The sequence below is a fragment of the Brevibacterium sp. LAARM3_SD1 genome (genome assembly GCF_057364765.1).
The window spans coordinates 35,148-60,377 of the sequence record NZ_JBNFOL010000025.1; the positions used below are offsets into that span (position 1 = coordinate 35,148).

Consider the following 25,230-nt stretch of genomic DNA (forward strand, 5'->3'; position numbering starts at 1 on the left):
CGTTCGGGTTGACGAACGATGGCCGAGGGTGCACTGTATGGAACATGAGTTCATTATTTCGCACGATTGAGCGGAAGCCTCGCGTCGAGCGAGTTCTTGCCGGCTCGACCTATCGTGCGGTCGCCATCGTCACCATCACGATCATCGCCGTCGCGCTGTCGTACGGGGCGATCTCCGCGGTCTCCGGTTTCGCCTGGTGGCAGACGCTGCTGCTGGCGATGTTCGCTCTCGGCGGTGCTGCCGAGTTCACCTTCGTCGGCGTCATCGCCGCCGGCGGTGCCCCGATTCTCGCGGTGCTCGCGGGGCTCCTCGTCAATTCCCGGAACTTCGCCTTCGGCGTTGCGGTCGGCCCTTTCTTCCCGCAGGACTGGCGAGCTCTCATCGCCTCCCACTGGATCAACGACGAATCCACCGCGATCTCGCGCACCGGGCACAACGATCGCGCGAAATGGCATGCGTTCCTGCTCATGGGTGCCGCAATCGCCATCATGTGGCCCGGCGGCGCCATGGTCGGACAGTGGCTGGGCAATGTCATCAACGCGGACCTGCTCGGACTCGACGCGGCCTTCCCCATCATCCTCTTCTGCCTCATCCGCGGGGATCTGAAGAACAAGGTGACGCTCTCGCTGACCGTCATCGGAATCCTCATCGCCGTGGGGCTGACCCCGCTGCTGCCGCTCGGGTTGGGGGCAGTGACCTCGCTGTCCGTGTTCGTCTTCGTCGCCGCTGGCTGGGCCGTGCGCTCATTCATCCGCCGCCGCTCCGGAGACAACCGGGCCGAACAGCACGGTGTCGATCAGCGCAGTGCCGATCAGGGCGATGCTGAACTGCCCGGTGCCGAACAGCGCAGTGACGACCGAACGCAATCCGCGACTCGAGGGGAGGGGCACCGATGAGCGCCGTCAGCTTTCTCATCGCCCTGGCCGGGCTGAGTCTCGGAACCTATCTCATGCGCTTCGCCGGAGTGAAGGTGGGAGCGGCGATCGCTGTGAGGGGTCGTCGACGTACCCTGTCGACCGCCTCGGTGGGAGTCGGATCTTCCGAGCATGGAGAATCCTCGGCGTCCGGCCAGTCCGTCCCGTCTGGCGAATCCTCCGCACTCGCCCAGACCTCCGCACCCGGGGAGTCCTCGGGCTCAGCCGACTCGACCGAACGCGTGACGATGTGGATGGACCGAGCCACGGTCGTGCTCATCGGTGCCGTCTTCGCGACGACCGCGGTCTTCGACGGCAAGGACATCGCCGATCCCGCCCGCCTCATCGGCGTCGGTGCCGGAGTGCTCGCCGCGATCCTGCGCGTGCCGATGCTGCTCGCCGTGGCCATCGGCATGGGCGTGTGTGCCCTCATCCGCACGACCGGGATCCTCTGAGCTGGGGCAGCGACGGCCTGAACTGAGTGCAGGTCGACGAACTTGCCAGCGTGGGCCTGGGCGCGGTCCACGGACTGCAGCCTCGGGGCACCCAGCACCCACTGTGAAAGCCGTGGGTTGCGGGTGGGCAATTGCCGAGGATCTCCGGGCCGGAACTGCCCCGAAAGCGCGAGATTGCTAGGCTGGGGCCATGGAATACATCGCGGGCTTTCAGCGTCTCGTCTTTCTTGCCCTGACGGTGGCTGCATTCGTCGTCCAGCTCTGGGCGTTCATCGACTGCCTCCGCTTCAAGGACGAGAACTACCGCGCCGTGGACAAGCAGAGCAAGAAGTTCTGGGTCATCCTCCTCGGCGTCGGGCTCGCGCTCGCCCTCATCGCCCTGCCGCCGATGGGCATGAGCATGATCTTCCTCAACATCATCGCCCTCGTCGCCGGCATCGTCTACCTCACCGATGTGCGTCCGAAGGTCCGTGCCGTCGACCCGCGCTATCGCAACCGCTGACGCCGCGCACCGGCTGACCACACTCACCGCATGAGCACAGACCTCAACCTGCCGGGCCCCGATTCCGGCTTCATCGCCACGTTCGGAACCGGCGACCCGCACACCCTCTTCGGCCACGGGTTCGCGGGCGCAATCCGCGACACCCGCCCCTTCGGCACCGGCATCACCGGCACGCGCCACTTCCTCCACCTGCCCGGCCACGGCGGCCGCCCCTCACCCGGCCCCGGATGGACCTACCCACAGATCGCCGAGGTGCTCGCCGACGCCGTGAGCACCACCTCGGCGAGCCGGGCGCTGGGCGTCTCGATGTCCGCCGGTGGGCTTCTCCACCTGCTGAGCATCGCTCATCCCGTGACCCGCGGCCTCGACAAGGTCGCCCTCGTCCTCCCCGCCTCCTTCACCGGATTCCCCGCCGAGGTGACCGCCGCCAACCGCTCCTACCTTGAGAGACTGCGCCGCCTCGTCGCCGAAGAGGACATCGACGGCATCGTCGAACTCATGCTCTCCCGTGAACCCGCCGAGGTGGCCCAGATGTTGCCCGCGCGAGCCTGGACGAAGGCGAAGGCCGAGAACCTCGTCCACACGGACATGTCCGACGGGCTCGGACTCGCCCTCGAAATCGCCGTCGCGGACACCGACGCAGCCGCCGAGAACCTGCGCTCCTTCGCAGGCGACGTTCTCGTGCTCACCCACGAAGATGACCCGGCACATCCGGTCACCATCGCCGAGGATATCCACCGTGCGATTCCGACCTCCCGCCTCGAGGTGCTTCCCGCCGGATCGATCCTGTGGCGTGGGCGTCACGACGTGCGGCGCATCCTCGGCGAGTTCTTCGGTTAGGCACTGGCGTCGGTGAGGCGCAGGCATTGATTTGGCACTGACTTCGACTCGTCGCCCGACCGAGGTTGTTGGCTAGACTGTCTCCGTGCGCATTACTGTCCTCTCCCTTCACACCTCGCCCGTCGCCCAACCCGGGCAGGGCGACGCCGGAGGGATGAACGTCTACGTCGACCAATCCGTGCGCGCACTCGCTGCAGCCGGACACCGCGTCGACGTGTTCACCGCCGATCCCGGCGGCCTCGACGGCATGGGCAGTAGCGCAGCCGACACGGGTGATGGCGCGAAGCTGGAGATCACCGACTCCATCACCCTCCATCATCTGCCGGTCGGCGCCACGACGAAGGACGAACTCGCCGACGCGCTCGATGAACTCGGCGAACTGCTTGCGGCCCACCCTGACTTCCGCGCCGCCGATTTCGTCTGGGCGCATTATTGGATATCCGCCGAGGCGGCCCTGCGTGCCCGTAGAATCGCCCTCGACACCGACATCGACACGAACACCGACATCGGAACTGACGAGAGATCCGCATCCGCGGTTGGGCAGGACCGACCGAGGCGAGCACCGATCGCGGTGAGCATGCATACCATCGGGGCCGTCAAGAACCGCGATTCCGAGACCAGCCACGAACGCCCTCAGCGGCTCGAAGCCGAAGAGCGCATTGCCGCTGGGGCCGACCTGCTGGTCGCAGCCACCCCCGCCGAACGCCGTGACCTAGTGACCGAACTCCACGCCGATCCCGACTCGGTCGTCGTCGCCCGACCGGGTGTCGACCATGGTCTCTACGCGCCAGACTCACAGTCGGAAGCACGCGAGCGTCTGGGGTTCGTCGTGAACGAGGCGATCGTCCTCTACGTCGGGCGCATGCAGTTCATCAAGGGCACGGACGTCGCCGTCGACGCCCTGGCTGAACTGCGAGAACGCAACCCGCACCTGGCCTCCCGGACCCGCGGAATCCTCCTCGGCGCCGCCTCGGGGGCAGGTGTCGAAACAGGCGGAGGAGCGGTCCGACCGTCGTCGACCTACCTGCAGGAGCTGACCGCGGCGATCGCGAACGAACCCAGCGTCGAGATCCGCCCACCCGTTCCCTCCCACGTCCTCGTCGACTATTACCGGGCCGCGGACGTACTCATCGTCCCCTCGCGGAGCGAATCCTTCGGACTCGTCGCCGCCGAAGCGGCCGCTTCAGGTCTGCCGGCCATCGCCTCGGCGGTGGGAGGACTCCCGGAAATCGTCGAACACGGACATTCGGGACTGCTCATCGCCGATCACAACCCGCACCACTGGGCGACGGCGATCGAAACCCTGCTCACCGACACGGACCTGCGAGCCGAACTCGCCGGCCACGCCGCCGACCGCGCCGAACGCTTCGATTGGGGCCGGACCGTCGCGGCCGTCCTCGACGCGCTGCCCGCGACCTCCGGCGCAGCATCGCGCCCCACGGAGCCGCTCGGAGCGTGCTGAACGACTAGAGTCGGCGGTGAGCACGAGAGCCGAGCGAAAGGCGTGAGAGCATGAGCACCGACACCGAGGCGATCCTGGCCGGAGTGCGCACCTGGGCCGAGAGCAACGACGTTCCCGTGGACTCGATCGAGGACACGGAGATCGTCGTCACCCTTCCGGGGGAGAAGAAGCTCAAGACGAACGTGGCGATCAGCGTCTTCGCTCGCACCGCGCATCTGCAGGCGTTCGTCATCCGCCATCCCGACGAGAACTCGGCCGAGTTCAATCGGTGGCTGCTCCAGAAGAATCTCAAACCGGGGCCGGTGTCGTTTGCGATCGACAGCCTCGGCGATGTGTATCTGCGGGCGAGCGTGCCCCGCGAACATCTGCTCGACGAACTCGACGGACTGCTCGGGGCGATGCTCGCCACGGCGGATTCCTCGTTCAACGAACTCCTCCTCATCGGATTCCGCACCGGGATGAAGAAGGAATGGGCGTGGAGGGTCGGCCGCGGCGAGTCGACGCGCAACCTTGCGGCCTTCGAGAAGGTGCTCAGCGGCGATGACAATGAATTCCTCGGCACCTTCGGCGCGGCCGATGCCGAACCTCCGGCGGTCACGGCCGATCGGGAGAGCGACGGGGATGGGGCGTCTAGCGAGATGGCTGGGTCGGTGGACGAGGCAGCGGGTCAGTCTAGCGACGCGGCTGGGCAGGGCGCTTCGGAAGACTCCGCCGACGATCAGAGCCGAGGCCCGCGTTCATGAGCGGCGAGACGTCCAAGCCCGCCAGCGTCGACGAGTACATCGCCTCGTTCGACGACGAACAGCACCGAGATTTCCTCACGAGGCTGCGTGAGCTCAGTCGTGTCGCCGCGCCGCAGGCCGAGGAGAGCCTCAGATGGGGCAGCCCCGCCTACGCCCTCGACTCGATCCTGTTCGTGTTCGCCGGCTATAAGAAGCACGCGAACGTCGTCTTCACACCCAGCACGAAGGAAGCCTTCGCCGATCGTCTGCAGGACTTCGACACCGGAAAGGGCTCGATCAAGCTGCCCTACGGCGACGAGATTCCGACCGAACTGCTGACCGAGATGATCGCCCACCGAATCCGCGAATTCGAGGTCGACGGAGTGAAGTGGATGTGAGGTGAGGGCGAGCTGGTCTCAGTCGAGCGGCAGCTTCATTCCCTCGTGGCTGGCGATATAGCCGAGCCGGTCATAGAAACGATGGGCATCTGTGCGCGACCGGTCCGTGGTGAGCTGAGCGAGACCGGCGCCGAAACGGCGTCCACAGTCGTGAGCCCATTCGAAGACCGCTGTGCCGAGCCCGATGCCCTGCGCCGAAGCGCCGATCCGCACCGCTTCGATCTGCAGGCGGAGAGTGCCGCGGCGGGACAGGCTGGGCAGCAGACTCAGCTGCAGGGTCCCGACGAGCGTTGATCCGTTGTGCGTCGGGCCGGCTGAAATAGCCTGATCGGCAGTCTCGACCTGGTCCGCAGGCTCAGTCTTGCCATCGACCTCAGCCTCGGGCCGGCCCGCGATTTCGGTGACGGCGACGAGGAGCTGATTCGGATCGGCGTCGATGAGTGCGAAGGCACGAGCATAGACGTCTGCATCCTCGGTGCCGGACTCGCGGGTTGCCCCGAGCACGTCATCACGCAGCATTGCGACGAGGTCCGGCACATCGGCTGCGGTGGCCCGGCGGATGCGGAACGTCCGGCCCGCCAGGTCGAGGGTCGCCGAGGAGAAGCCGTCGAAGCCTCGGCCCGAGTGCTCGTCGTGCGGAGCCGCCTCGGTGGTCATCGAGTCGTGGTTCCGGCGGACGTCGCACCGGCAGCCGCGGGTTCACGGCCGGACGCATCGACCGGCGACGTGCTGTAGGGACGGCGTGCAAAGAGGGAAGCGAGCACGGCGCCGGAGACGTTGTGCCACACACTGAAGACGGCTCCCGGCAACGCAGCCAGCGGCGAGAAGTACGTGGTGGCCAGGGTCGAAGCCAGACCGGAGTTCTGGAGTCCGACCTCGAAGGACAGCGCGCGACGCGTCGGGGTGTCGAGGCGGCAGGCCGCGGCCACACCGTAGCCGACGCCGAGCCCGAGCAGATTGTGCGTGACAACCGCCAACAGCACGAGCACACCGGCCGTTGCGATCGAACCCGCAGAGCCGGCCACGACGATCGAGACGATATAGGCGATGGCGATCGAGGCGAGCCACGGCAGCACCGGCGCGATCGCGTCGACGAACTTCGACGCGAACACGCGGACGATCACACCGACGAAGACGGGTACGAGCACGGTCTGGCAGATCGAGACGAACATCGACCAGAACGGCACGTCCATGTACGAGCCCGCCAACCACAGAGTCAGCAGCGGGGTGAGCACTGGAGCGCACAGCGTCGACAGCGTCGTGATCGACACCGACAGCGCAGTATCGCCCTTCGCCAGGTAGGTCACGACATTCGACGCGGTGCCGCCGGGAGCGCAGCCGACGAGGATGACTCCGACGGCTATCTCGGGCGGAAGCGAGTAGATGGTCACGACGAGGAGGCCGAGCAGCGGCATTGCCACGAACTGAGTGACGACACCGAGCACAGCAATCCACGGCCGCTTCGCGATGCGAGCGAAGTCCGGGAGCGTCAGGGTCAGCCCCATGAAGAACATGACCACGCCGAGCGCCCATGTGATCGACGGGGCCAGAGGGGTGAACGCATCGGGCAGAAGGAACCCGAGCACCCCCGCGATGACTACGAGGACCGGCAGAGCCGTGACGGCGATGATCGAACTGCGGTCGGCCGCGGGAGCAGCAGCGCCTCCGGAAGCCTGGTGTGCTGGCGTGTGTGACATGAGTACAGGCTACTCTGTGCGTTTTGTCATTCGAGACGCATGCCCAGAAATTGAGATCGCGCGGCTGAGGGGGAGGCGCCGGCGTCCGCCGGCGACCCTGCCAGGTGGAAGGGGCGGTGGCGCCGACGGTCACCGACGACCCCGCCGGAGAGGTCGTGTCAAAATGGAGCCATGACGTATAACCTCATCCTGCTTCGCCACGGCGAGAGCGAATGGAACCAGAAGAATCTGTTCACCGGATGGGTCGACGTGACCCTGACGGACAAAGGCCGTGCCGAAGGCAAGCGCGCCGGCGAGCTCCTGCGCGAGAAGACCCTCATCCCCGACGTCGTCTACACCTCGCGACTCAAGCGCGCGATCCTGACCGCGAACATCGCGCTCGAGGCCGCCGACCTGTCCTGGCTCGACGTCCACCGCAGCTGGCGCCTCAACGAACGCCACTACGGCGCGCTGCAGGGCAAGAACAAGAAGGAGATCCGCGACGAGTTCGGCGAAGAGCAGTTCATGACCTGGCGCCGCTCCTTCGACACCCCGCCGCCGGCCCTGGCCGACAGTTCGGAATTCTCGCAGGCCGGTGAGGCTCGCTATGCCAACCTCGGCGACGCGCTGCCCCGCACCGAGTGCCTCGCCGACGTCATCGATCGCCTCCTACCCTACTGGTACGACACCCTCGTGCCCGAACTCACCGTCGGCAAGACCGTGCTCGTGGCCGCCCACGGCAACTCGCTGCGCGCACTGGTCAAGCACCTCGACGGGATCTCCGATGCCGACATCACGGGACTGAACATCCCCACCGGCATTCCGCTGCACTACGAACTCACCGAGGAGTTCACCCCGGTCACCCCCGGCGGAACCTACCTCGACGCCGAGGCAGCCGCGGCGGCCATCGGCCAAGTCGCCAACCAGGGGCGCTGAGCCTCGTCCTGTCCTGTTCCCACCGGGGTCGGGGCGGGTTCGGTCCGGGCTCGGGTGCACGCCCTCGGCCCGGACTCATGCGCTGATCGTGTCGGCCTGCCCGGCGATCGCCTTCATCTCCTCGAGGAGCAGGGCGATCGCGGGGGAAGCCGACATCGATTTCCGCCACACCAATGAGATCGTGCGGGCGATGCTCGGATCATCGAGCGGCACCGCCACCACATCATCCGGCAGATGCGGCCTGCCCAACCGCGGCACCAGCGCCAACGCCCCGACGGCACGGACGAACTCGATCTGCGTGTCGTATTCGATGGCCCAATAGTCGATCCGCGGTTTGCTGCCCAGCTCTTCGAACAGCGCCGTCAGCCAGCGATGGCACACGGCATTGCGCGGAGCCGATACGAACATCTCACCGAGCAGATCACTGCGGGTCACCTCGGCGCAGGCGGCCAGACGATGATCGCGGTGCATGACGATATCGGCCCGATCCACGGTGATCCGCTCCGAGATCAGCGTCGCGGGCAGGTGCAGTGAGGACGAGTCCCAGCCGAAGACGAGCGAGGCATCGATCCTGCCCGCCGTGACCATTTCGATGAGCTCGTCCGGCTCCTCTTCGAAGTTCGACACCGTCAGCTCCGGCGCCGAGGCGGCCAACCGCGGCAATGCGGGCACGAGCAGTCCGCGGATCCCCGTCGAGAACCCGCCCACCGTGATCCGCCCCCGCGGCTCACCCGACTGTGCGCGGGCCGCGGTCTCCAGGCTCTCCAGCTCCTCCAGAAGTCCGGCCCCGCGGCGGCTGAGCTCCCGCCCCACCGGGGTCAGCGCAATGCCGCGGCCCGTCCGCTCGGTCACGGGTGCGCCGAGGGTGCGCGAGAGCTTCTGCAGCTGATGGCTCACAGCCGCCGGCGTGTACCCCAGGGATTCGGCCGTCGCCGTGACTGATCCGAGCGAATCGAGGGCGACGAGAGTGCGCAGCGCGACAGTATCGATCATCAAATTATCTTAAAGAAACAGTGGACGGACTTTCAATGGAAATTTGACGACATCACTGGAATGCTTGAGTCATGCGCTCGGTCCACTACATGCTCGCCCTCCTCGTCGTCGTGCTCTGGGGCGTCAACTTCATCTTCATCGATTTCGGCCTGCGCGACTGGCCCCCGCTGCTCCTCGTCGCCGCCCGGTTCACCTTCGTCGTGGTGCCGGCGATCTTCTTCGTCCGCTTTCCCCGCGGCTCCTTCGGCCGCATCCTCCTCATCGGCGCCTTCATGTCGGCCGGTCAGTTCGGTCTTCTCTACACCTCCATGGCGCTCGGCCTGCCCGCCGGGCTGACCTCGATCGTCATCCAGATCCAAGCCGCGTTCACCGTCATCGTCGCGGCGCTCGTGCTGCATGAGATTCCGACTCGGCGCCAGATCATCGGCATCCTCATCGGACTCGTCGGCCTGTCCGTCATCGGTCTGAGTCTGCAGGCCTCTGTGCCGATCGTCGCTTTCCTCGTCGCCGTCGGCGCCGCCCTGTCCTGGGCGACCGGCAACGTCATCGCCCGCGGCGTGAAACCCGGAACGAACGGAGTGCAGATGACCGTGTGGTCGGCTCTCGTCGTCCCGATCCCGATGGTGGCACTGTCGACGCTCATCGACGGACCCGCCGAGGTAGCTCATGCAATTACGCACCCGACCTGGGGTGTCGTCGCCTCGGTCGTCTACACCGCCGGTCTGGCATCGCTCGTCGGCTATGTCATCTGGAACTCGCTGCTCGCTCGCTTCCCGGCCTCCCAAGTCGCTCCGTTTTCGCTGCTCGTTCCTCCAGTCGGAGTGCTCTCCGCTTGGATCGTGCTCGGAGATCGTCCGAGCATCGCCGAACTCATCGGCGGAGTCCTCCTGCTCATCGGCGTCGCCGTGACGACGGGAGTGTTCAAGACCCTGGCGCGCGGCATCAGGAACGGGCCCAGACGGCGCCGAAAGGTCGTCGTGAGTCAGACGCTGGAAGAGGTGTCCGCCTCCAGCTGAGGGCTCGTCGGGTCCGGATATGCGAAGCGCCCCGGCAGTGCCGGGGCGCTTCGCTGATTTCGTGCTTCGTCGAGCGGGGTCTTACTTCTTCGACAGGTAGGGTTCCCAGTTGCCGGTGAGCAGGTACTCGACCTTCTGCGACACCGACACTGCATGGTCACCGAAGCGTTCGTAGTAGCGCGAGAGCAGGGTGACATCGGCGATATGCCGGGGAGCCAGCGAGCCTGCCGGAGCCTCGCCGAGCTTCCCGAACACGCTCAGGTGGAGCTCGTCGAGCTCCTCGTCGATGGAATTGATCGTGGGCACGGCTGACAGTCCGGGGTTCGAGAGCAGGCTCTGCGTCGCCTCGGCGATCTTCTCACCGGACTCGCCCATCCGCATGAACGTCTGTTCGAAGAGGTCGGGGATCGCGGACTCCGGATAGCGGATGCGCACCTGCTGGGCGATGTGGCGGGCGAGGTCGCCCATGCGCTCGAGCGATGCCGACATCCTCAGCGAACCGATGACGGCTCGCAGATCTGCGGCCACCGGAGCCTGCAGGGCGAGCATCTCGGCGGCCTGCTGATCGAGCGTGAACTGCATATTGTCGATGACGGAGTCGGCCTCGATGACCTGCTCGGCCAGCTCGAGATCATTCGAATGCAGCGACTGATTGGCCAGGCGGATGGCCTCGAGGACCTTGGTGGACATGCCGACCAGCTGGGTGGCCAGATCGTCCAGTTCGTTTCTGAAGACTTCGCGCATGAACTGCGGTTCCCTAACTCTTGATCGTGACAATCGGGGGTGATTGTCGGTGGTGCTTGGTGGTGTCTTGAGGAGTGCCGGCGCTTCCGGTCCGCACCCTCAGCGGGGGAAAGCGGAAGGCGGGAACGATGGGGAACGCAGGCACACAGACGTCAGCATCGCACGATCGGGTGAACTACTCCAGACGAGAAGGTGAATTCCTCGGCAAATACTGCCAGCAGAAGTGAATTCGGTGCGCCGGGACGATGGACAACGCCTAAGCTGGAGACTGTGGATCTCTTAGTAGTGGCGGTCCTGACCGGCGTCGTCGGCCTGGGCCTGGGTATAGCAGGAATTCTTGCGTTCCGATTCAGTGAACGCTCCCGCGATGCTGCCGATCTGCATTCCGAGGACGATCTGCCCGAGGGCATCGCCGAAGTTCTGGCCGTCCTGCCGTCGGCTGCGATCGTCATCGACGCCGGCGACGATGTCGTCAAAGCGTCCCCTGCCGCGTACACGTTCGGCCTGGTCAGAGGCCACTCGCTCGCGTCTCCCGAGATGCTTCGGGTCGTCGGCCGCGTCCGCGCCCGCGGTCTCATCGAAGAGATCGACCTCGAGCAGACACGGGAGAAGTCCGAATCCGTGCTCCGCTATCTCCATGCCCGCGTCGCCCCCTTGGGCACCTCCTTCGTCCTTGTCCTCTGCGACGATCAGACCGAATCCAAGCGCGTCGACGCCGTCCGCCGCGACTTCGTCGCCAACGTGTCCCACGAACTCAAGACGCCGATCGGTGCGATGGCACTGCTCGCTGAGGCTGTCACCGACTTCGCCGACGACCCGGCCGCCGTCGAACGCTTCGGTGGACGGATGCAGCGGGAGTCGAAGAGGCTGACCCAGCTGGTGCAGGAGATCATCGACCTCTCTCGCGTCCAGGACCACGCCGCTCCTGCCACGACCGAGAAGATCTCCGTCGCCGAGGTGGTCGACGATGCCGCTGACCGTGCCCGGACCGGGGCGGAGGGCAAGAACATCCATATCGAGGTCTCCCCGCCGAGCGACCTGCTCATCGAAGGCAATTACGAACTGCTCGTCAACGCAGTGCGCAACCTTATCGACAACGCGGTGAACTACTCACCGGAGGGCACCCGCGTCGGCGTCGGAGTCGACCTCGTCGACGAGCGCATCGAGATCGCCGTGACCGACCAGGGCATCGGCATGACCGCTCAGGACACCGAACGCGTCTTCGAACGCTTCTACCGAGTGGACCCGGCCCGGTCTCGGATCACCGGAGGCACCGGACTGGGACTGAGCATCGTCAAGCACATCGTCGCCACCCACGGAGGTGAGGTGCGGGTGTGGAGCCGGCTGAACAAGGGCTCGACGTTCACCATCGTGCTCCCTCTGGCCGGAACCGCAGCTGACGGCTCCGCCGCCGATTCGGCCCCAGCCGGGGTTCTCATCGAGCATTCCGCGGACTCGACTGGGACCGCCTCGGCGGAAGAGGACGGGCCCACGGGCGCCTCTTCGGCGGGCGACGAAGGACCCACTGGGACCGTCTCGGCGGACGACGACGGTCCGGTTGGGACCGCCTCGGCGACCGTTGGCGGACCGAACGGCGACAAGGAAGCCTCCGCTGGAGATGATGGAGACGGCGGGGCGACCGCCGACTCACCCAAGAATCTGACCGAAGAAAGCGAACAAAGGAAGCTCACAACGTGACTCGTATTCTGCTTGTCGAGGACGAAGATTCGTTCTCGGACCCGCTGTCGTACCTGCTCGGTAAGGAAGGGTACGAGGTGACGGTCGCCGATGACGGGCTCAAGGCTCTGGCGGAGTTCGACCGCACCGGTGCCGATCTGGTCCTGCTCGACCTCATGCTGCCCGGTGCTTCCGGCACCGAGGTGTGCCGCGAACTGCGGGCGAAATCCAATGTGCCGATCATCATGCTCACGGCCAAGGATTCGGAGATCGACAAGGTCGTGGGGCTTGAGCTCGGCGCCGATGACTACGTGACGAAGCCGTACTCCTCACGCGAGCTGCTGGCTCGCGTGCGAGCGGTGCTGCGCCGCAATGTCGAGACCGATGAATTCGAGGACGAGTCCGTGCTCGAGGCCGGGGGAGTGCGCATCGACGTCGAACGCCACGTCGTGTCCGTGCGCGGTGAAGAGCAGTCCATGCCGCTCAAGGAGTTCGAGTTGCTCGAGATCCTCGTGCGCAACTCCGGTCGCGTGATGACCCGCGGTCAGCTCATCGACCGGATTTGGGGTGAGGATTACGTGGGCGATACGAAGACGCTCGACGTCCACGTCAAACGCCTGCGTGCGAAGATCGAGGAGAATCCCTCGGACCCGCGTCTGCTCACCACGGTGCGCGGACTCGGGTACAAGTTCGAGGCCTGAGGGCGACTGCCGGCGCCGGTCGGAATCGCACGGTCGGTGAAGTCGGGACCGACGGGTCGGCGGTGAATGCGGAAGGAGCCGCTCACATGATGTGAGCGGCTCCTTCCGTGCTCTCGCGAGGGACTGGGTCCGGTGCGAGAGAAGGGCTGATCAGCCGTTGGCCGTCGCGGTTCCCTCTGCCGCACCGGCATCCTCGCTTGGCATGTCCGACGGGGACTCGGATGGCGACTCCGACGGAACGTACTCTTCGTAGTACGGCAGGGCGTCGGTGAGGAGCTGAGTCTCGATGACCTTCTCGTCGCTGCCGTTCTTGACGGTGACGTCGACGAGGTCGCCGGGCTCAGCCTTGAGGCTGTCGACGGTGACGACTTCCTTGGAGGAGGTCTCAGGGCTCTTCGGATCCTGGACGAAGGTGTCGCCTGCCTTGACCGACTCGCTCACCGTGGTGTCGCCGACCTCGATGGACACCTTGGCGGTGGAGTCGCCTTTGTTGATGAGGGTGAAGAACAGCTGAGCCGGGCCGGAGGCTTCCTGGTCCGTGATGAGCAGGAGCCCACGGACGTCGACCTCGCCGACGGACCCCGAAGCCCCATCGCCGCCGTTGTACTGATATTCGGCAGTCTGGTGGGGAGACAGCAGGCTTGCACATCCGCTGACGGGGATAACGAGAGCGAGTGCGGCAACGGCGAGAGCCGCGCGGTTGTGCCGTTTCATTATGCTCCTTGAAGTGGCAATACAAGATCAGTCTGTATACTACCCGGTTTTTGACCTGCTGTAGAACCGAGTGCTCGGAGTGGACGGAGTTCCGCGACCCCGGGCGCGTCGCGGCTGAAGTTTCGGTGAAGAAGGAGCGAAGTCCGGCTCACACCGCCGTCGGTCGAAGTTCTCTTCCGGCCTTCGCGGCAATGCGCCCTCTCGCCCATGTTCTCGCTGGCTGGGGCATCAGGAGTACTGAGATCGGGGCGGGGCAGGGGCGGAGCCTAGCATGAAGATTCGCTACCCTGAACGATTTCTGTGGCGAGCCTCATGGTAAACTGGTATTCCGCGAAAGGGGTTTGAAGAGAATATGAGTTTCCAGGTCGGCGACACTGTTGTCTATCCACATCACGGTGCAGCGACAATCCAAGAAATCAAGAAACGTGCCATCAAAGGTGAGGAGAAGCTGTATCTCAAGCTCCAGGTCGCCCATGGCGATCTCGTGATCGAGGTCCCGGCAGAGAACTGCGATCTGGTGGGTGTGCGAGACGTCGTCGGTGAAGAAGGCGTTGAGAAGGTCTTCAACGTCCTGCGTGCCGAATTCGTGGAAGAGCCCGCGAACTGGTCCCGTCGGTACAAGGCCAATGTCGAGAAGCTGCAGTCCGGTGACGTCATCAAGGTTGCTGAGGTCGTCCGTGATCTCTGGCGTCGCGAGCAGGACCGCGGCCTGTCGACCGGTGAGAAGCGCATGCTCTCGAAGGCTCGCCAGATCCTCGTCTCCGAACTCGCACTGGCCGAGAAGAAGGAAGAGTCCGAAGCAGAAGCTCTGCTGGACGAAGTGCTCGCATCCTGAGCACCTGTGTCATCGTCCCGGCCGCTGGGTCGGGATCCCGTCTGGGTTGCAGTGAGCCGAAGGCCTTCGTTCGTGTGAACGGACGGACGCTTCTGGCTCGCAGCCTCGAGGCGATCATCTCCTCGGGAGTCGCCACCACAATCGTGGTGGCCGCTCCCGAGGATTTTCTTTTGCGCGCACGCGAAGAAATCGCTGAAGTATCGGTTGGGCGGAAATGCGAAATTTCAATTACAGCCGTAGCAGGTGGTAATGATCGCATTTCCACAGTGCAAAGGGCCTTGAAACTTACCGGCGATGCCGAATATGTTCTCGTCCATGATGCCGCGAGGTGTCTGACCCCGCCCGATGTCTTCACCCGAGTGGTTGCCGGACTGCGCTCCGGCGCCCAGGCGGTGATTCCGGTGCTGCCGATGATCGACACCGTCAGGCGGGCCGTTTCCGAACCGGCCGTGCGTGCGGACACGAACACGGGTGCAGTCGCGGATCGCACATCCAACGGAATTGTTTGGTCGATCCACGGCGGTTCTGACGCGGATATCACCGCGGATCGACCAAACAATTCGGATCCGGCAAGGGCTGAGGGTGCTGGCCCGTGTGAAACGGTTCGGGGAGAACTCGACCGGTCCGAGCTGCGACGGGTCCAGACGCCTCAGGGGTTCCGCACCGAGGTGCTGCTGCGGGCCTATGAGCGGTTTGCCAACGATGGCGCTGAGGAAGCGGCCAGTGCTGCACCGACGGACGATGCAGGGCTGGTCGAACGACTGGGTGTTGACGTCCTCGCCGTCGAGGGTGACGAAGAGGCACTGAAGATCACGTACCCGCTCGACCTCACCCTCGCAGAACAGCTCGCCCGGATGCGTGACGGAGCTGTCGCACCTGGAACAGGTGAGCCGGATTCGGCGAAGGAGCCACGATGAATCAGATCAGTCCCCGTACTGGCATCGGTGTCGATGTCCATGCCTTCGCTGCCGATCCCGCGCGCGAACTGTGGGTCGCGGGACTGCTGTGGCCGGGCGAACCCGGACTGGACGGCATTCGGACTCCGACGTGGCCGCCCACGCCTGCTGCGACGCCTTGTTCTCCGCAGCTGGGCTCGGCGACCTCGGTGAGCATTTCGGCGTCGACCGCCCAGAGTTCGCCGGTGCTTCGGGTTCGATGCTGCTTGCCGAGGCGGCCCGAATCGTCCGCGCGGCAGGATTCGAGATCGGCAATATCTCAGTCCAGGTGATCGGCAATCGACCGAAGATCGGCACCCGCCGTACCGGGGCCCAGCAAGCACTGTCGGATGCAGTGGGAGCACCGGTATCGGTGTCGGGCACCACCGCTGACGGTCTCGGGCTGACCGGACGCGGTGAGGGAGTCGCCGCCATTGCCACCGCACTGATCTACCCGCACTGAGTGAGGAGAGCCAGCAGTGAGAGTCCTCTTCCAAGGAGCCGGTGCCATCGGCATCGCCGGGGCAGCGCTCTTGACCGATGCCCACGAAGTCGCCGTCGTCTCCCGCGTAGCTGGCCCCGATATGCAGGCAGCCTTTCCGCGGGGCGTGAGCGTTCTCGATCCGACCGATTCCGACCGCCCTGAGGCCCGACCCGGCAGGTGCGAGGGAGAGAATGGGCGAGCCATAGGCAGACACGCAGGTAATGGTGATGGCTGGTCGGTGACTCGCGTGGCGACGACTCGGCGCGTGACGATCACAAGCCGGGCCGAAGCCGCCGCTGCGGGACGCTGGGATCTCATCGTGCTCACGACCCGACCGGGTGATCTCGATCCGGAGGTAGCCTCGGCGATCCGGGACATCGCACCGACGTTCATCGCGACCACGAGCCAGGTCGAAGGGGACCTCGAGCGAACACGTGCCGAATTCCCCGACGCCGAGGTGGTCGTGTTCGCGCCCGCGTTCCTGTCCGAACGGCTGGAGGCGGGGCGAGAAGTGAGGTTCTGGGCACCGGCCGGTGCTCCGCGGTTCCTCGTCGCCGGCCCGCGGAACGCGGTGCGATCGCTCGCTCGCGGACTGGGTCGGCTCGCCTTGCCGGTGCCGATGGCGACCGTGGTGCTGCCTCCGACGGTGTTCATCCCCTTCGTCGCCGAACTCAGCGTCCACGACGGGAATTGGGCCGCATTGAAATTGCATCTCGGCCGACCCTCGAAGGCTGCGAGCGAAGCCGTGCGTGGTCGGCTCGGGGCGCCGATCTCGGTGTTCGGGTTCGCCGCCCGGTTCGTGCTCGAAGCACTGGAGCGCACCGTGCCGATCGACGTCACACAATATGCGGGCAGACATTTCGCCCGGCACAGAGGTCAGACCCGGGACATGCTCTCCGGGTGGGCCCTGTCCGCAGGCGGCGCCGACTCCGCGGTGGCACTGCGCGAGCTCATTGCTGCGCTTGACGAGAGCTTTGACTGAACTCAGGCCGCGGGGGACTGCACTCAGGCCGCGGGGGATATGACAGGGGCCACGGGAGACTGCCAGGGCCTCAGCTCGGAAGTCGACAGCCGCCTCGGTGGCGGTGATCCCCGGACTCAGACCTTCGCGTTGGGGTTGCGCTTCGTGACGACGAGACCGACAAGGTAGAGCGCGACGACGAAGATGAGCGTGCCGACGATCTGGAAGCGCACGGATTCGACGGTCAGGCCGAGCCCGATGATCACGGCGATTCCTGCCAAGGTGACATACGACAGCCAGGGGTAGCCCCACATGCGCAGCGGCAGGGACTGCCCGACCGCCTCGGCGCGACGACGCAGGACGATCTGCGAGACCAACGTCGCGACCCAGGTGACGATGAGCGTCGAGCCGACGATGTTGAGCAGGACGCCGAGGACCTCGGCGGCCCAGAAGTAGTTGAGCGCGACGGCGACGAAACCGAACGCCGAGGTGGCCAGCACCGCAGGTACGGGCACTCCGCGGCGGTTGGTGCGGCCGAGCCCGCGCGGAAGCATGGACCGCTGCGACATCGAGAACGACATCCGGGACGCTCCGTAGATGTTCGCGTTCATCGACGACAGCAGCGCGATGACGATGACCGCGGCGAGCAGCGAGGCGATGAACGGCAGTCCTGCGGTGTCGAGGACGGCCACGAACGGGGATTCGGCCAGCCTGTCGTCCGTCCACGGCAGGACGAGGACGATGATCGCCACGGACCCGATGTAGAGGAACAGGATGCGCCACACGATCGTCTTGATCGCCTGGGAGACGCTGCGCTGGGGGTTCGCGGTCTCGGCTGCGGCGACCGCGACGATCTCGATGCCGCCGAAGGCGAAGGCGACGACGAGCAGACCGGCGGCGATGCCGGAGATGCCGGTGGGCATGAACCCGTCGGAGAAGATCTGCGCGGGTGGTTCGGCCGGCGTCCACCCGAAGAGGTACGCGGCACCGAGGGCGACGAAGAGGACGACGAAGGCGACCTTGATGAGTGAGAACCAGAACTCGAACTCACCGAAGCTGCCCGAGGTGGTGAGGTTGATGGCCGTGAAGATGAGCATGATCGCCAAGGCGATGACCCATTGGGGGACGGCCGGAATATAGGAGGCCGCGATCTGCGCGGCGGCCGTGGCCTCGGCGGCGACGACGAGGCACAGCTGGACCCACCACAGGGCACCGACGGCGAAGGCCGCGGCCGGGCCCATGGCCTTGCCCGCATAGTGCGAGAATGCTCCCGGATTCGGATCGGCGGCGACGAGCTCGCCGAGGGCCCGCATGACGAAGATGACGATGAGGCCCGCGACGACGTAGGAGATGAGCACGGCGGGTCCGGCCGCCTGCACTCCGGCACCGGAGCCGACGAAGAGACCGGCGCCTATCGCCGAGCCGAGGCTCATCATCACCAGATGGCGGGGCTTCATCCCCACCTTGAGGCCGTTGGACGTCGTGGCGGAAGCGCCGGTGGCCGAGGCAGACGCTGACTCGGCGGGCCGGGAAGACTGTGATTCAGGCACCCGACGAGTCTATCCGTCGGTGCTGGAAAGCCAAGACGCGGGTCGCGAACCCGTGTGGGTCGCGACCCGCGTGTGCGAGTTGCACTGCGTGATCCGGCCCCGCTCAGCGGCCTGCCGGTGACGCGATCTGCATCAGGACCGGCCAGCCGTCAGCGGGCGGCCAGCCGTCAGCGGACGGCCAGCTGCGGATCAGTGTCCGCGCTTGATCCAGTCCTCGAGGGCCGGGCTCTCGGCGCCGATCGAAGTCGAACCGCCGTGTCCGGTGAGCACGACGGTCGCCTCAGGCAACGGTAAGAGCACGTCGCGGATCGATTCGATGATCGTCTCGAAGCTCGAATGCGAACGTCCCGTGGCTCCGGGACCGCCGTTGAACAGAGTGTCCCCGGAGAACAGCACCGGACCGACGGCCCGACCGGCACCAGCCGAGGCCGGAGCCGGCAGACCGGTCTCGACGAAGAAGCACGTCGAACCGGGGGAATGTCCGGGAGTGTGCAGGGCCTTGAGCTTGATTCCGCCGACGGTCCAGGTGTCGCCGTGGGCGATCTGTCCCTCGGGACGGTAGTTCTCATAGGTCATATCCCACAGCACATAGTCATCGGGATTGAGGTACACAGTGGGGTTGCCCACCCGCTGTGCGAAGTCGCGGACGACTCCCACATGGTCGTCGTGACCATGCGTGAGCAGAACGGCCCTGACGTCTCTGGATCCGACCGCCTCGGCGATCGCATTGACGTCGTGGGCGGGGTCGATGACGATGACCTCGGAATCATCGCCGATGATCCACACGTTGTTGTCGACGTTGTGCGTCTCCCCGTCCAGGGAGAATGTGCCCGCCGTGACGAGATGCTCAATAGCTGTCATTACAGTTCCACCACCGATCGTAGGACTTGGCCCTTGGCCATCTTCTCAAAAGCGGATTCGACGTCGCCGAGGCCGATGCGTTCGGACACGAACTTCTCCAGCGGGAAGCGTCCCTGCTGGTAGAGGTCGACGAGCATCGGGAAGTCGCGGTCGGGCAGGCAGTCGCCGTACCATGAGGACTTGAGCTTGCCGCCGCGGCCGAACACGTCGAGCAGCGGAACGGTGAGCTCCATCTCCGGAGTCGGCACGCCGACGAGGACGACGGTGCCTGCGAGGTCACGGCCGTAGAAGGCCTGCCGCCACGTGGCAGGGAGTCCGACGGCGTCGATGACGACATCGGCGCCGAAGCCTCCAGTGCGCTCCTGGATCGCGGCGACGACCTCGTCCTCGCTCATGCCCTTCGTCGACACGGTGTGCGTGGCACCGAAGTCGCTGGCCCAGGACAGCTTCTTCTCATCGATGTCGAGGGCGATGATCGTGTTCGCTCCGGCCAGAGCCGAACCGGCGATCGCCGCGCAGCCGACACCGCCGGCACCGATCACGGCCACAGACTTGCCGCGGGTGACCTCACCGGTGTTGATGGCGGCACCGATCCCGGCCATCATTCCGCAGCCGAGCAGACCCACGACTGCCGGGTCGGCTTCGGGAACCTTCGTGCACTGGCCCGCGGCGACGAGCGTCTTCTCGGCGAACGAGCCGATGCCCAGAGCGGCTTCGAGCTCGGTGCCGTCGGGCAGGGTCATCTTCTGCGAAGCATTGTGGGTGTCGAAGCAGTACCAGGGCTCACCACGCTTGCAGGCACGGCAGTCTCCGCAGATGGCGCGCCAGTTGAGGATGACGAAATCGCCGACCTCGACCTCGGTGACCCCGTCGCCGACTTCGGAGACGACCCCGGCGGACTCGTGGCCGAGCAGGAACGGGTAGTCGTCGCTGATTCCGCCTTCGCGGTAGTGGAAGTCCGTGTGGCAGACGCCGCACGACTTCACATCGACGACGACCTCGCCCGGACCCGGATCCGGGATGACGATGTCGGTGAGTTCGACTGGGGCTCCCTTGCTGCGGGAGATGACGCCCTTGACTGTCTGTGGCATTGCGTCTCCTAAATGTCTTCGGTGACGGGGTCCGACTGGTGGGAACACCCGACGTGGACTGAGCGCACCCCCGGTCGGGGTGCTCACAATCCCCACCCTAACCAAGCGCGCTGGGCTCGACCAGTGGCGGATGCGGTGGTGAGACGATGCGCTGGAAACCGGCGGGGCAGGTCCGGTGGTGGACTCCCCAAGGACGGGTGAAGGTGGAACGACGAAGGCGGCCCGATGCGGGGGATGCATCGGGCCGCCTCGGCGGGGGTGAGCCGATCCACGTCGCCGAGGCGGCGCTGCGGATCCGACTCAGCCGGTCGTGAACGGGGTGGGGTTCACCCGGACCGTCAGTCGGCGACGTCCTCGTCGGGATGCTTGCGCAGGTGCAGCATTGCGGCTCCCAGGCCGCCCCAGACGGTGACCATGGCGATGACCATCATGACGATTGCTGAAGTGCCCATGTCAGACTCCCTTGGTCTCGTTGCGGAGGTTCTCTTCGGCTACGGAGTCGGCGATCGCCTCGTTCATGTCGTCGATCGTCTTCTTCGGCCATCTGACCAGTGTGAGGACGATGGAGGCGACGACGAGCAGAGCGATCATGCCCCAGCCGTAGGTGCCGATGATGACGGCCGGGTAGTCCTCGTAGCCGTCGGTGGCGTAGGTGATGATCTGTGTGACGAGCATGTAGGCGAGCACCACACCGGTGATCGAGATGAGGATCATCCAGGTCCACCCGAGCTTGAAGCTCGAGACTGCGTTGAGGTGACGCTTGAACACCGGCAGCTTGCCCAGCAGCCATGCGACGACGACGATCGCGAGGACGGCCGAGCCGACGATGCCGATGTTGTTCGCCCAGGCATCCATGGTGTCGAGCGCGTAGAGTCCGGTCACCGTGGGCATGAGCACCAGCGAGACGATCGCCATCGCTCCGCCGACGGTCGCCGTCGAGGTCTTGTTGCTGAGACGGAACTTGTCCCGCAGAGCCTGGATCGGCACCTGCACGATCGAGATCAGAGAGGTCAGACCGGCGAAGACGAGGCAGGCGAAGAAGACGAATCCGAAGATCGCCCCACCGGGCATCTGGGAGATCAGCGTCGGGAAGCCGACGAAGGCCAGGCCGATGCCCGACGACGCCACCTCGGAGACCTCGACGCCCTGCGCAGAGGCCATGAACCCGAGGGCCGCGAAGATTCCGATGCCGGCGAGGATCTCGAACGCCGAGTTCGAGAAGCCGACGACGAGACCGGAGCCGGTGAGGTTCGTCTTCTTCTTCAGGTAGGAGGCATAGGTGATCATGATGCCGAAGGCGATGGACAGAGAGAAGAAGATCTGACCGTACGCCGCGATCCACACCTTGTGATCTGTCAGTGCCGAGAAGTCGGGAGTGAACAGTGCATTCAGTCCCTCCGCCGCGCCGGGAAGGAACAGCGACCGGACGACGAGGGCGAGGAAGAGGACGATGAGCAGCGGGATGAAGATCTTCGAGAACCGTGCGATGCCGTTCTGCACACCGAGCAGGAGGATGCCGAGGACGATGGCCCACACGATGATGAGCGGGATGAGCACGCCGGGAACGAATTCGAAGGAGATGCCGGGGTCTGCGAGCTTGAGGTACTCGCCGAAGAGGAAGCCCTCCGCGTCATCGCCCCAGGCCTCACTCAGCGAGAAGAACATATAGGAGCCGGCCCAGCCGATGATGGCGGCGTAGTAGATGCCGATGATGATCGCGATTCCGGTGGCGAACCAACCGATGGGCTCGGCGGCACGGTGAGTCATCCGGTAGGCCAGCGGAGCCGATCCGCGAGACCGGTGGCCCATCGCGTAGTAGAAGAACAGCAGCGGAATGCCTGCCGTCAGCAGAGCGACGAGGTAGGGGATGAGGAAGGCGCCGCCGCCGTTCTCGTAGGTGACATACGGGAAGCGCCAGATGTTGCCGAGGCCGACCGCCGAACCGATGGCCGCGAAGATGAACGCGCCGCGGGAGACGAAGACCTCCCTCCGGGGTGATGACGTGGGTGACATGATGTCCTTTCTTGTCCGGTCGCGGATCATCGCGACCGAGTGGGGCCACCGAAGTTTCGTCTGTGAGATCGGTGGTCCGATGTGAAGTCCGTGATGTGAGAACTGATCTCTGCTGCGGCTTCATTGCATGGCTCCAGTTTACTGTGAAAACGCTGGGCAATGTGCCCGCCGTCACGTGATGCGCATAACAGTCGTGTATCGAATAATGGGAAACCGGGAAATCTTCCACGCCCGGTAGACTTGGGGGCGTGACTATCTCGCTCTACAACACCGCCAGCCGCACGACCGAAGAACTGCGCCCCGTCAACGACGGTCAGGTCGGTATCTACGTCTGTGGCGCCACGGTGCAGGGCGAGCCGCATATCGGCCACCTGCGCTCGGCGTCGGTGTTCGACACTCTGCGCCGCTGGCTGCTCTACAGCGGCTACCGGGTGACCATGATCCGCAACGTCACCGACATCGACGACAAGATCCTGTCGAAGTCCGTCGAAGCGGGGCGGGAGTGGTTCGCTCACGCGTACAAGTACGAACGCGCCTTCACCGCCGCCTACGAGGCTCTCGACGTGCTGCCGCCGAGCAGCGAGCCGCGCGCGACCGGACACATCACCGAGATGATCGAACTCATCACCCGCCTCATCGAGGCAGGTCATGCCTACCCCGCGCTCGACGGCAGCGCCGATGTCTACTTCGACGCCGCCTCGTGGAGCGAGTACGGGGCACTGACGAACCAGAAGCTCGAGGACATGGAGCTGTCCGAGGGCGCCGAGCTGCGCGGGAAGAGGGACGCCCGGGACTTCGCGCTGTGGAAGGCGCACAAGGACACCGAGCCGATCACCGCCTCATGGCCCTCGCCGTGGGGACGGGGCCGACCGGGCTGGCACATCGAGTGCTCGGCCATGTCGACGAAGTACCTCGGGTCGAACTTCGACATCCACGGCGGCGGACTCGATCTGCGCTTCCCCCACCATGAGAACGAGCTGGCGCAGTCCCGTGCTGCGGGCGACCAGTTCGCGAACATCTGGATGCATTCCGGCCTGCTCAACGTGGGCGGGGACAAGATGTCGAAGTCGCTGGGCAATTCGGTCTTCGCCTCCGACCTGTTCGACACGTTCAGCCCGTTGGCCGTTCGCTACTTCCTCACCGGTGCCAGCTACCGGTCGATCCTCGACTTCTCGAACGAGGCGATGGAACGCTCCGCGGCCTCACTCGAACGCCTCCGGAACTTCCTCCAGCGCGCTCGCCAGGCACTCGGAACCGACGCTCCGGCACTGCCGGACGTCAGTGACGCCTACGCCGGACGCAGCGTCGATGTTCCCGCCGAATTCGCCGCCGCCCTCGACGACGACCTCGGTGTGCCGCGCGCACTGTCTGTGGTCTTCGCCTCCGTGAGCGACGGTGCGAAGCTCCTCGACTCCGGAAGCGACCGGGCGGGGTTGGCGCGGATCGTCGCCGAGGTGGAGCTCATGCTCGACATCCTCGGGGTCAATCCCAGCGCAGCGGTCTGGGCCGGATCGGCGGCCGATGCCAAGGCGGAGTCCGCGCTCGATTCCCTTGTGGCCACCATGGCCAAGCGGCGGGCCGAGGCGAAGGCGGAGAAGGACTTCGCCACCGCGGATGCCCTGCGTGACGAACTGGCCGCGGCCGGCGTCATCATCGAGGACACGGCCGACGGGTACCGCTACCACCTCGGCGAGGGCTGAGGACGACGATCTTCGGTCACGGGTATGAGCTCGCGACCCCAACGAATTCGAAGGATTCACATGGCTTCCAATCCCCGCTCCGGCGGTTCGAAGAAAGGCCCGACCAAGGGGTCGGGCGGCAAGAACAAGCGCGGCCTGCGCGGCAAGGGTCCGACGCCCAAGGCCGAGGACCGCGTCTATCACAAGGCGCACAAGGCCGCGCAGCAGCGCAAGAGCTCGAACGCCTCGGCGCAGGCGAAGCGGAAGAAGAAGGAGCTCGGACCGAATATGGTCGCCGGGCGCAATTCGGTCCTCGAGGCTCTGCGCGAGGGCGTTCCGGCTACCGCGATGTACGTGTCCGGGCGCATCGACTCCGATGATCGCGTGCGCGAATCCATCACTCTGGCGACTCAGCGCGGCATCTCGATGCTCGAGGCGAGCAAGCCCGACCTCGACCGCCTCACCGATGACGCGATCCACCAGGGCATCGCCCTGCAGGTCCCGCCGTACGACTACGCCGACCCGGCCGACCTGCTCGAGTACGCGGCGGACCGCGCCGAGACTCCGCTGCTCGTGGCCCTCGACGGGATCACGGATCCGCGCAACCTCGGTGCCATCGTCCGGTCGACGGCGGCCTTCGGCGGCCACGGTGTGATCATTCCCGAACGTCGCGCCGCCTCGATGACGGCCGCGGCGTGGAAGACCTCTGCCGGTGCCGCTTCGCGCATCCGCGTGGCGCAGGTGGTCAACCTGGCGCGGGCGATCGACGAGCTGAAGAAGCAGAACGTCTTCGTCGTCGGTCTCGACATGGACGGCGACGTCGACCTGCCCGAACTGACCTTCACCCGCGACCCGCTGTGCATCGTCGTCGGCTCCGAAGGCAAGGGCTTGTCACGGCTCATCTCGGAGAAGTGCGACCAGATCGTGTCGATCCCGATCGCCGCGACCACGGAGTCACTCAATGCAGGCATCGCCGCGGCCGTCTCCCTCTACGAGGTGGCCAGAGCCCGCCGCCCCTGACCCTCCTTACTACCTGACGGCGGCCCAGCAACCTCGCGCGAGGTTGCTGGG

26 protein-coding genes and 1 pseudogene are annotated in these 25,230 nt (G+C 65.7%); 17 read left to right on the forward strand and 10 right to left on the reverse strand.

Features of this window, described 5'->3' with window-relative positions; translation table 11 throughout:
• Window positions 1-44: 44 nt before the first annotated feature.
• The 7 genes from AC2W7L_RS13570 (at window position 45) to AC2W7L_RS13600 (ending at window position 5,293) form a co-directional block, all read left to right on the forward strand.
• A complete protein-coding gene (locus AC2W7L_RS13570; protein ID WP_486004877.1) occupies window positions 45-896 on the forward strand; it encodes an AzlC family ABC transporter permease in 852 nt (283 codons plus the stop codon).
• Entirely contained in the window at window positions 893-1,369 is a 477-nt protein-coding gene (locus AC2W7L_RS13575; protein ID WP_486004878.1) for an AzlD domain-containing protein, read from the forward strand. The genes AC2W7L_RS13570 and AC2W7L_RS13575 overlap by 4 nt, the downstream gene beginning before the upstream one ends.
• Before the next feature lie 190 nt (window positions 1,370-1,559).
• Window positions 1,560-1,871, forward strand: coding sequence for a DUF2516 family protein (locus AC2W7L_RS13580; protein WP_092010787.1), 312 nt, complete (start codon window positions 1,560-1,562; stop codon window positions 1,869-1,871).
• Window positions 1,872-1,901: 30 nt separating this feature from the next.
• Complete coding sequence (locus AC2W7L_RS13585) at window positions 1,902-2,711, forward strand: alpha/beta fold hydrolase (protein ID WP_486004879.1); 810 nt, start codon at window positions 1,902-1,904, stop codon at window positions 2,709-2,711.
• An 85-nt stretch (window positions 2,712-2,796) separates the two neighbouring features.
• The gene (locus tag AC2W7L_RS13590; RefSeq protein WP_486004880.1) at window positions 2,797-4,173 is read left to right on the forward strand and encodes a glycosyltransferase; all 1,377 of its coding nucleotides are present in this window, start codon (window positions 2,797-2,799) and stop codon (window positions 4,171-4,173) included.
• Between the two features lie 50 nt (window positions 4,174-4,223).
• Window positions 4,224-4,916 carry a YbjN domain-containing protein gene (locus tag AC2W7L_RS13595; RefSeq protein ID WP_486004881.1) on the forward strand — a complete coding sequence of 231 codons (693 nt, stop codon included), beginning with the start codon at window positions 4,224-4,226 and terminating at the stop codon, window positions 4,914-4,916.
• Window positions 4,913-5,293 carry an iron chaperone gene (locus AC2W7L_RS13600; protein WP_486004882.1) on the forward strand — a complete coding sequence of 127 codons (381 nt, stop codon included), beginning with the start codon at window positions 4,913-4,915 and terminating at the stop codon, window positions 5,291-5,293. The genes AC2W7L_RS13595 and AC2W7L_RS13600 overlap by 4 nt, the downstream gene beginning before the upstream one ends.
• 18 nt (window positions 5,294-5,311) lie before the next feature.
• On the opposite strand, the gene AC2W7L_RS13605 is transcribed toward AC2W7L_RS13600, so the two are convergent.
• Together AC2W7L_RS13605 and AC2W7L_RS13610 are read right to left on the reverse strand one after the other, a co-directional pair.
• Complete coding sequence (locus AC2W7L_RS13605) at window positions 5,312-5,950, reverse strand: GNAT family N-acetyltransferase (RefSeq protein WP_486004883.1); 639 nt, start codon at window positions 5,948-5,950, stop codon at window positions 5,312-5,314.
• Window positions 5,947-6,990, reverse strand: coding sequence for a bile acid:sodium symporter family protein (locus AC2W7L_RS13610; protein WP_486004884.1), 1,044 nt, complete (start codon window positions 6,988-6,990; stop codon window positions 5,947-5,949). The genes AC2W7L_RS13605 and AC2W7L_RS13610 overlap by 4 nt, the downstream gene beginning before the upstream one ends.
• A gap of 171 nt (window positions 6,991-7,161) precedes the next feature.
• Here AC2W7L_RS13610 and AC2W7L_RS13615 point away from each other — a divergent pair, with 171 nt between their 5' ends.
• Window positions 7,162-7,905, forward strand: a complete 744-nt coding sequence (locus tag AC2W7L_RS13615; RefSeq protein ID WP_486004885.1) for a phosphoglyceromutase — start codon at window positions 7,162-7,164, stop codon at window positions 7,903-7,905.
• 75 nt (window positions 7,906-7,980) lie between these two features.
• Here AC2W7L_RS13615 and AC2W7L_RS13620 read toward each other — a convergent pair whose 3' ends face one another.
• Complete coding sequence (locus AC2W7L_RS13620) at window positions 7,981-8,898, reverse strand: LysR family transcriptional regulator (protein ID WP_486004886.1); 918 nt, start codon at window positions 8,896-8,898, stop codon at window positions 7,981-7,983.
• Between the two features lie 71 nt (window positions 8,899-8,969).
• Between AC2W7L_RS13620 and AC2W7L_RS13625 the strand changes: the two genes are divergently transcribed.
• A complete protein-coding gene (locus AC2W7L_RS13625; protein ID WP_486004887.1) occupies window positions 8,970-9,914 on the forward strand; it encodes an EamA family transporter in 945 nt (314 codons plus the stop codon).
• An 81-nt stretch (window positions 9,915-9,995) separates the two neighbouring features.
• On the opposite strand, the gene phoU is transcribed toward AC2W7L_RS13625, so the two are convergent.
• On the reverse strand, window positions 9,996-10,658 hold the full coding sequence (phoU, locus tag AC2W7L_RS13630) for a phosphate signaling complex protein PhoU (protein WP_486004888.1): 663 nt from the start codon (window positions 10,656-10,658) through the stop codon (window positions 9,996-9,998).
• A gap of 270 nt (window positions 10,659-10,928) precedes the next feature.
• Between phoU and AC2W7L_RS13635 the strand changes: the two genes are divergently transcribed.
• Together AC2W7L_RS13635 and AC2W7L_RS13640 are read left to right on the forward strand one after the other, a co-directional pair.
• Window positions 10,929-12,356 carry a sensor histidine kinase gene (locus AC2W7L_RS13635; protein WP_486004889.1) on the forward strand — a complete coding sequence of 476 codons (1,428 nt, stop codon included), beginning with the start codon at window positions 10,929-10,931 and terminating at the stop codon, window positions 12,354-12,356.
• Window positions 12,353-13,036 (forward strand): response regulator, encoded by a 684-nt coding sequence (locus AC2W7L_RS13640; protein ID WP_486004890.1) that lies wholly within the window; start codon window positions 12,353-12,355, stop codon window positions 13,034-13,036. The genes AC2W7L_RS13635 and AC2W7L_RS13640 overlap by 4 nt, the downstream gene beginning before the upstream one ends.
• 150 nt (window positions 13,037-13,186) lie before the next feature.
• Here the strand turns inward: AC2W7L_RS13640 and AC2W7L_RS13645 are convergent, their stop codons facing one another.
• Window positions 13,187-13,750: a hypothetical protein gene (locus AC2W7L_RS13645; protein ID WP_486004891.1), complete on the reverse strand. Its 564-nt coding sequence runs from the start codon at window positions 13,748-13,750 to the stop codon at window positions 13,187-13,189.
• A gap of 352 nt (window positions 13,751-14,102) precedes the next feature.
• Between AC2W7L_RS13645 and AC2W7L_RS13650 the strand changes: the two genes are divergently transcribed.
• From AC2W7L_RS13650 to AC2W7L_RS13665, 4 genes and pseudogenes are all read left to right on the forward strand, one after another.
• Window positions 14,103-14,585 (forward strand): CarD family transcriptional regulator, encoded by a 483-nt coding sequence (locus AC2W7L_RS13650; RefSeq protein WP_025779034.1) that lies wholly within the window; start codon window positions 14,103-14,105, stop codon window positions 14,583-14,585.
• Between the two features lie 11 nt (window positions 14,586-14,596).
• Complete coding sequence (locus AC2W7L_RS13655; protein WP_486004899.1) at window positions 14,597-15,502, forward strand: IspD/TarI family cytidylyltransferase; 906 nt, start codon at window positions 14,597-14,599, stop codon at window positions 15,500-15,502.
• Window positions 15,499-15,983: pseudogene (gene ispF / locus AC2W7L_RS13660) on the forward strand (2-C-methyl-D-erythritol 2,4-cyclodiphosphate synthase). The gene AC2W7L_RS13655 and the pseudogene ispF overlap by 4 nt, the downstream one beginning before the upstream one ends.
• Before the next feature lie 16 nt (window positions 15,984-15,999).
• A complete protein-coding gene (locus AC2W7L_RS13665; protein WP_486004892.1) occupies window positions 16,000-16,986 on the forward strand; it encodes a hypothetical protein in 987 nt (328 codons plus the stop codon).
• Window positions 16,987-17,102: 116 nt separating this feature from the next.
• On the opposite strand, the gene AC2W7L_RS13670 is transcribed toward AC2W7L_RS13665, so the two are convergent.
• The 5 genes from AC2W7L_RS13670 to AC2W7L_RS13690 all read right to left on the reverse strand — a co-directional run bounded on the left by AC2W7L_RS13670 (window position 17,103) and on the right by AC2W7L_RS13690 (window position 22,480).
• Window positions 17,103-18,422: an amino acid permease gene (locus AC2W7L_RS13670; protein WP_486004900.1), complete on the reverse strand. Its 1,320-nt coding sequence runs from the start codon at window positions 18,420-18,422 to the stop codon at window positions 17,103-17,105.
• A gap of 282 nt (window positions 18,423-18,704) precedes the next feature.
• Window positions 18,705-19,376 carry an MBL fold metallo-hydrolase gene (locus tag AC2W7L_RS13675; RefSeq protein WP_486004893.1) on the reverse strand — a complete coding sequence of 224 codons (672 nt, stop codon included), beginning with the start codon at window positions 19,374-19,376 and terminating at the stop codon, window positions 18,705-18,707.
• A complete protein-coding gene (locus tag AC2W7L_RS13680) occupies window positions 19,376-20,467 on the reverse strand; it encodes an S-(hydroxymethyl)mycothiol dehydrogenase (protein ID WP_486004894.1) in 1,092 nt (363 codons plus the stop codon). Before AC2W7L_RS13680 ends, AC2W7L_RS13675 begins: the two co-directional genes overlap by 1 nt.
• A 338-nt stretch (window positions 20,468-20,805) precedes the next feature.
• Window positions 20,806-20,919 carry a methionine/alanine import family NSS transporter small subunit gene (locus AC2W7L_RS13685; protein WP_081770452.1) on the reverse strand — a complete coding sequence of 38 codons (114 nt, stop codon included), beginning with the start codon at window positions 20,917-20,919 and terminating at the stop codon, window positions 20,806-20,808.
• A 1-nt stretch (window position 20,920) separates the two neighbouring features.
• Entirely contained in the window at window positions 20,921-22,480 is a 1,560-nt protein-coding gene (locus AC2W7L_RS13690; RefSeq protein WP_127364920.1) for a sodium-dependent transporter, read from the reverse strand.
• A 248-nt stretch (window positions 22,481-22,728) separates the two neighbouring features.
• On the opposite strand from AC2W7L_RS13690, the gene cysS reads away from it, so the two are divergent.
• The gene (gene cysS / locus AC2W7L_RS13695) at window positions 22,729-24,180 is read left to right on the forward strand and encodes a cysteine--tRNA ligase (protein ID WP_486004895.1); all 1,452 of its coding nucleotides are present in this window, start codon (window positions 22,729-22,731) and stop codon (window positions 24,178-24,180) included.
• Between the two features lie 60 nt (window positions 24,181-24,240).
• A complete protein-coding gene (gene rlmB, locus AC2W7L_RS13700) occupies window positions 24,241-25,179 on the forward strand; it encodes a 23S rRNA (guanosine(2251)-2'-O)-methyltransferase RlmB (RefSeq protein WP_486004896.1) in 939 nt (312 codons plus the stop codon).
• Window positions 25,180-25,230: the final 51 nt, after the last annotated feature.

Excerpts from the sequence above, each read along its gene's own strand:
- AC2W7L_RS13570 (WP_486004877.1), top strand. The coding sequence starts at position 45 with ATGAGTTCATTATTTCGCACGATTGAGCGGAAGCCTCGCGTCGAGCGA.
- AC2W7L_RS13575 (WP_486004878.1), top strand. The coding sequence starts at position 893 with ATGAGCGCCGTCAGCTTTCTCATCGCCCTGGCCGGGCTGAGTCTCGGA.
- AC2W7L_RS13580 (WP_092010787.1), top strand. The coding sequence starts at position 1,560 with ATGGAATACATCGCGGGCTTTCAGCGTCTCGTCTTTCTTGCCCTGACG.
- AC2W7L_RS13585 (WP_486004879.1), top strand. The coding sequence starts at position 1,902 with ATGAGCACAGACCTCAACCTGCCGGGCCCCGATTCCGGCTTCATCGCC.
- AC2W7L_RS13595 (WP_486004881.1), top strand. The coding sequence starts at position 4,224 with ATGAGCACCGACACCGAGGCGATCCTGGCCGGAGTGCGCACCTGGGCC.
- AC2W7L_RS13600 (WP_486004882.1), top strand. The coding sequence starts at position 4,913 with ATGAGCGGCGAGACGTCCAAGCCCGCCAGCGTCGACGAGTACATCGCC.
- AC2W7L_RS13605 (WP_486004883.1), bottom strand. The coding sequence starts at position 5,950 with ATGACCACCGAGGCGGCTCCGCACGACGAGCACTCGGGCCGAGGCTTC.
- AC2W7L_RS13610 (WP_486004884.1), bottom strand. The coding sequence starts at position 6,990 with ATGTCACACACGCCAGCACACCAGGCTTCCGGAGGCGCTGCTGCTCCC.
- AC2W7L_RS13615 (WP_486004885.1), top strand. The coding sequence starts at position 7,162 with ATGACGTATAACCTCATCCTGCTTCGCCACGGCGAGAGCGAATGGAAC.
- AC2W7L_RS13620 (WP_486004886.1), bottom strand. The coding sequence starts at position 8,898 with ATGATCGATACTGTCGCGCTGCGCACTCTCGTCGCCCTCGATTCGCTC.
- AC2W7L_RS13625 (WP_486004887.1), top strand. The coding sequence starts at position 8,970 with ATGCGCTCGGTCCACTACATGCTCGCCCTCCTCGTCGTCGTGCTCTGG.
- phoU (WP_486004888.1), bottom strand. The coding sequence starts at position 10,658 with ATGCGCGAAGTCTTCAGAAACGAACTGGACGATCTGGCCACCCAGCTG.
- AC2W7L_RS13645 (WP_486004891.1), bottom strand. The coding sequence starts at position 13,750 with ATGAAACGGCACAACCGCGCGGCTCTCGCCGTTGCCGCACTCGCTCTC.
- AC2W7L_RS13650 (WP_025779034.1), top strand. The coding sequence starts at position 14,103 with ATGAGTTTCCAGGTCGGCGACACTGTTGTCTATCCACATCACGGTGCA.
- AC2W7L_RS13670 (WP_486004900.1), bottom strand. The coding sequence starts at position 18,422 with ATGAAGCCCCGCCATCTGGTGATGATGAGCCTCGGCTCGGCGATAGGC.
- AC2W7L_RS13675 (WP_486004893.1), bottom strand. The coding sequence starts at position 19,376 with ATGACAGCTATTGAGCATCTCGTCACGGCGGGCACATTCTCCCTGGAC.
- AC2W7L_RS13680 (WP_486004894.1), bottom strand. The coding sequence starts at position 20,467 with ATGCCACAGACAGTCAAGGGCGTCATCTCCCGCAGCAAGGGAGCCCCA.
- AC2W7L_RS13685 (WP_081770452.1), bottom strand. The coding sequence starts at position 20,919 with ATGGGCACTTCAGCAATCGTCATGATGGTCATCGCCATGGTCACCGTC.
- AC2W7L_RS13690 (WP_127364920.1), bottom strand. The coding sequence starts at position 22,480 with ATGTCACCCACGTCATCACCCCGGAGGGAGGTCTTCGTCTCCCGCGGC.
- rlmB (WP_486004896.1), top strand. The coding sequence starts at position 24,241 with ATGGCTTCCAATCCCCGCTCCGGCGGTTCGAAGAAAGGCCCGACCAAG.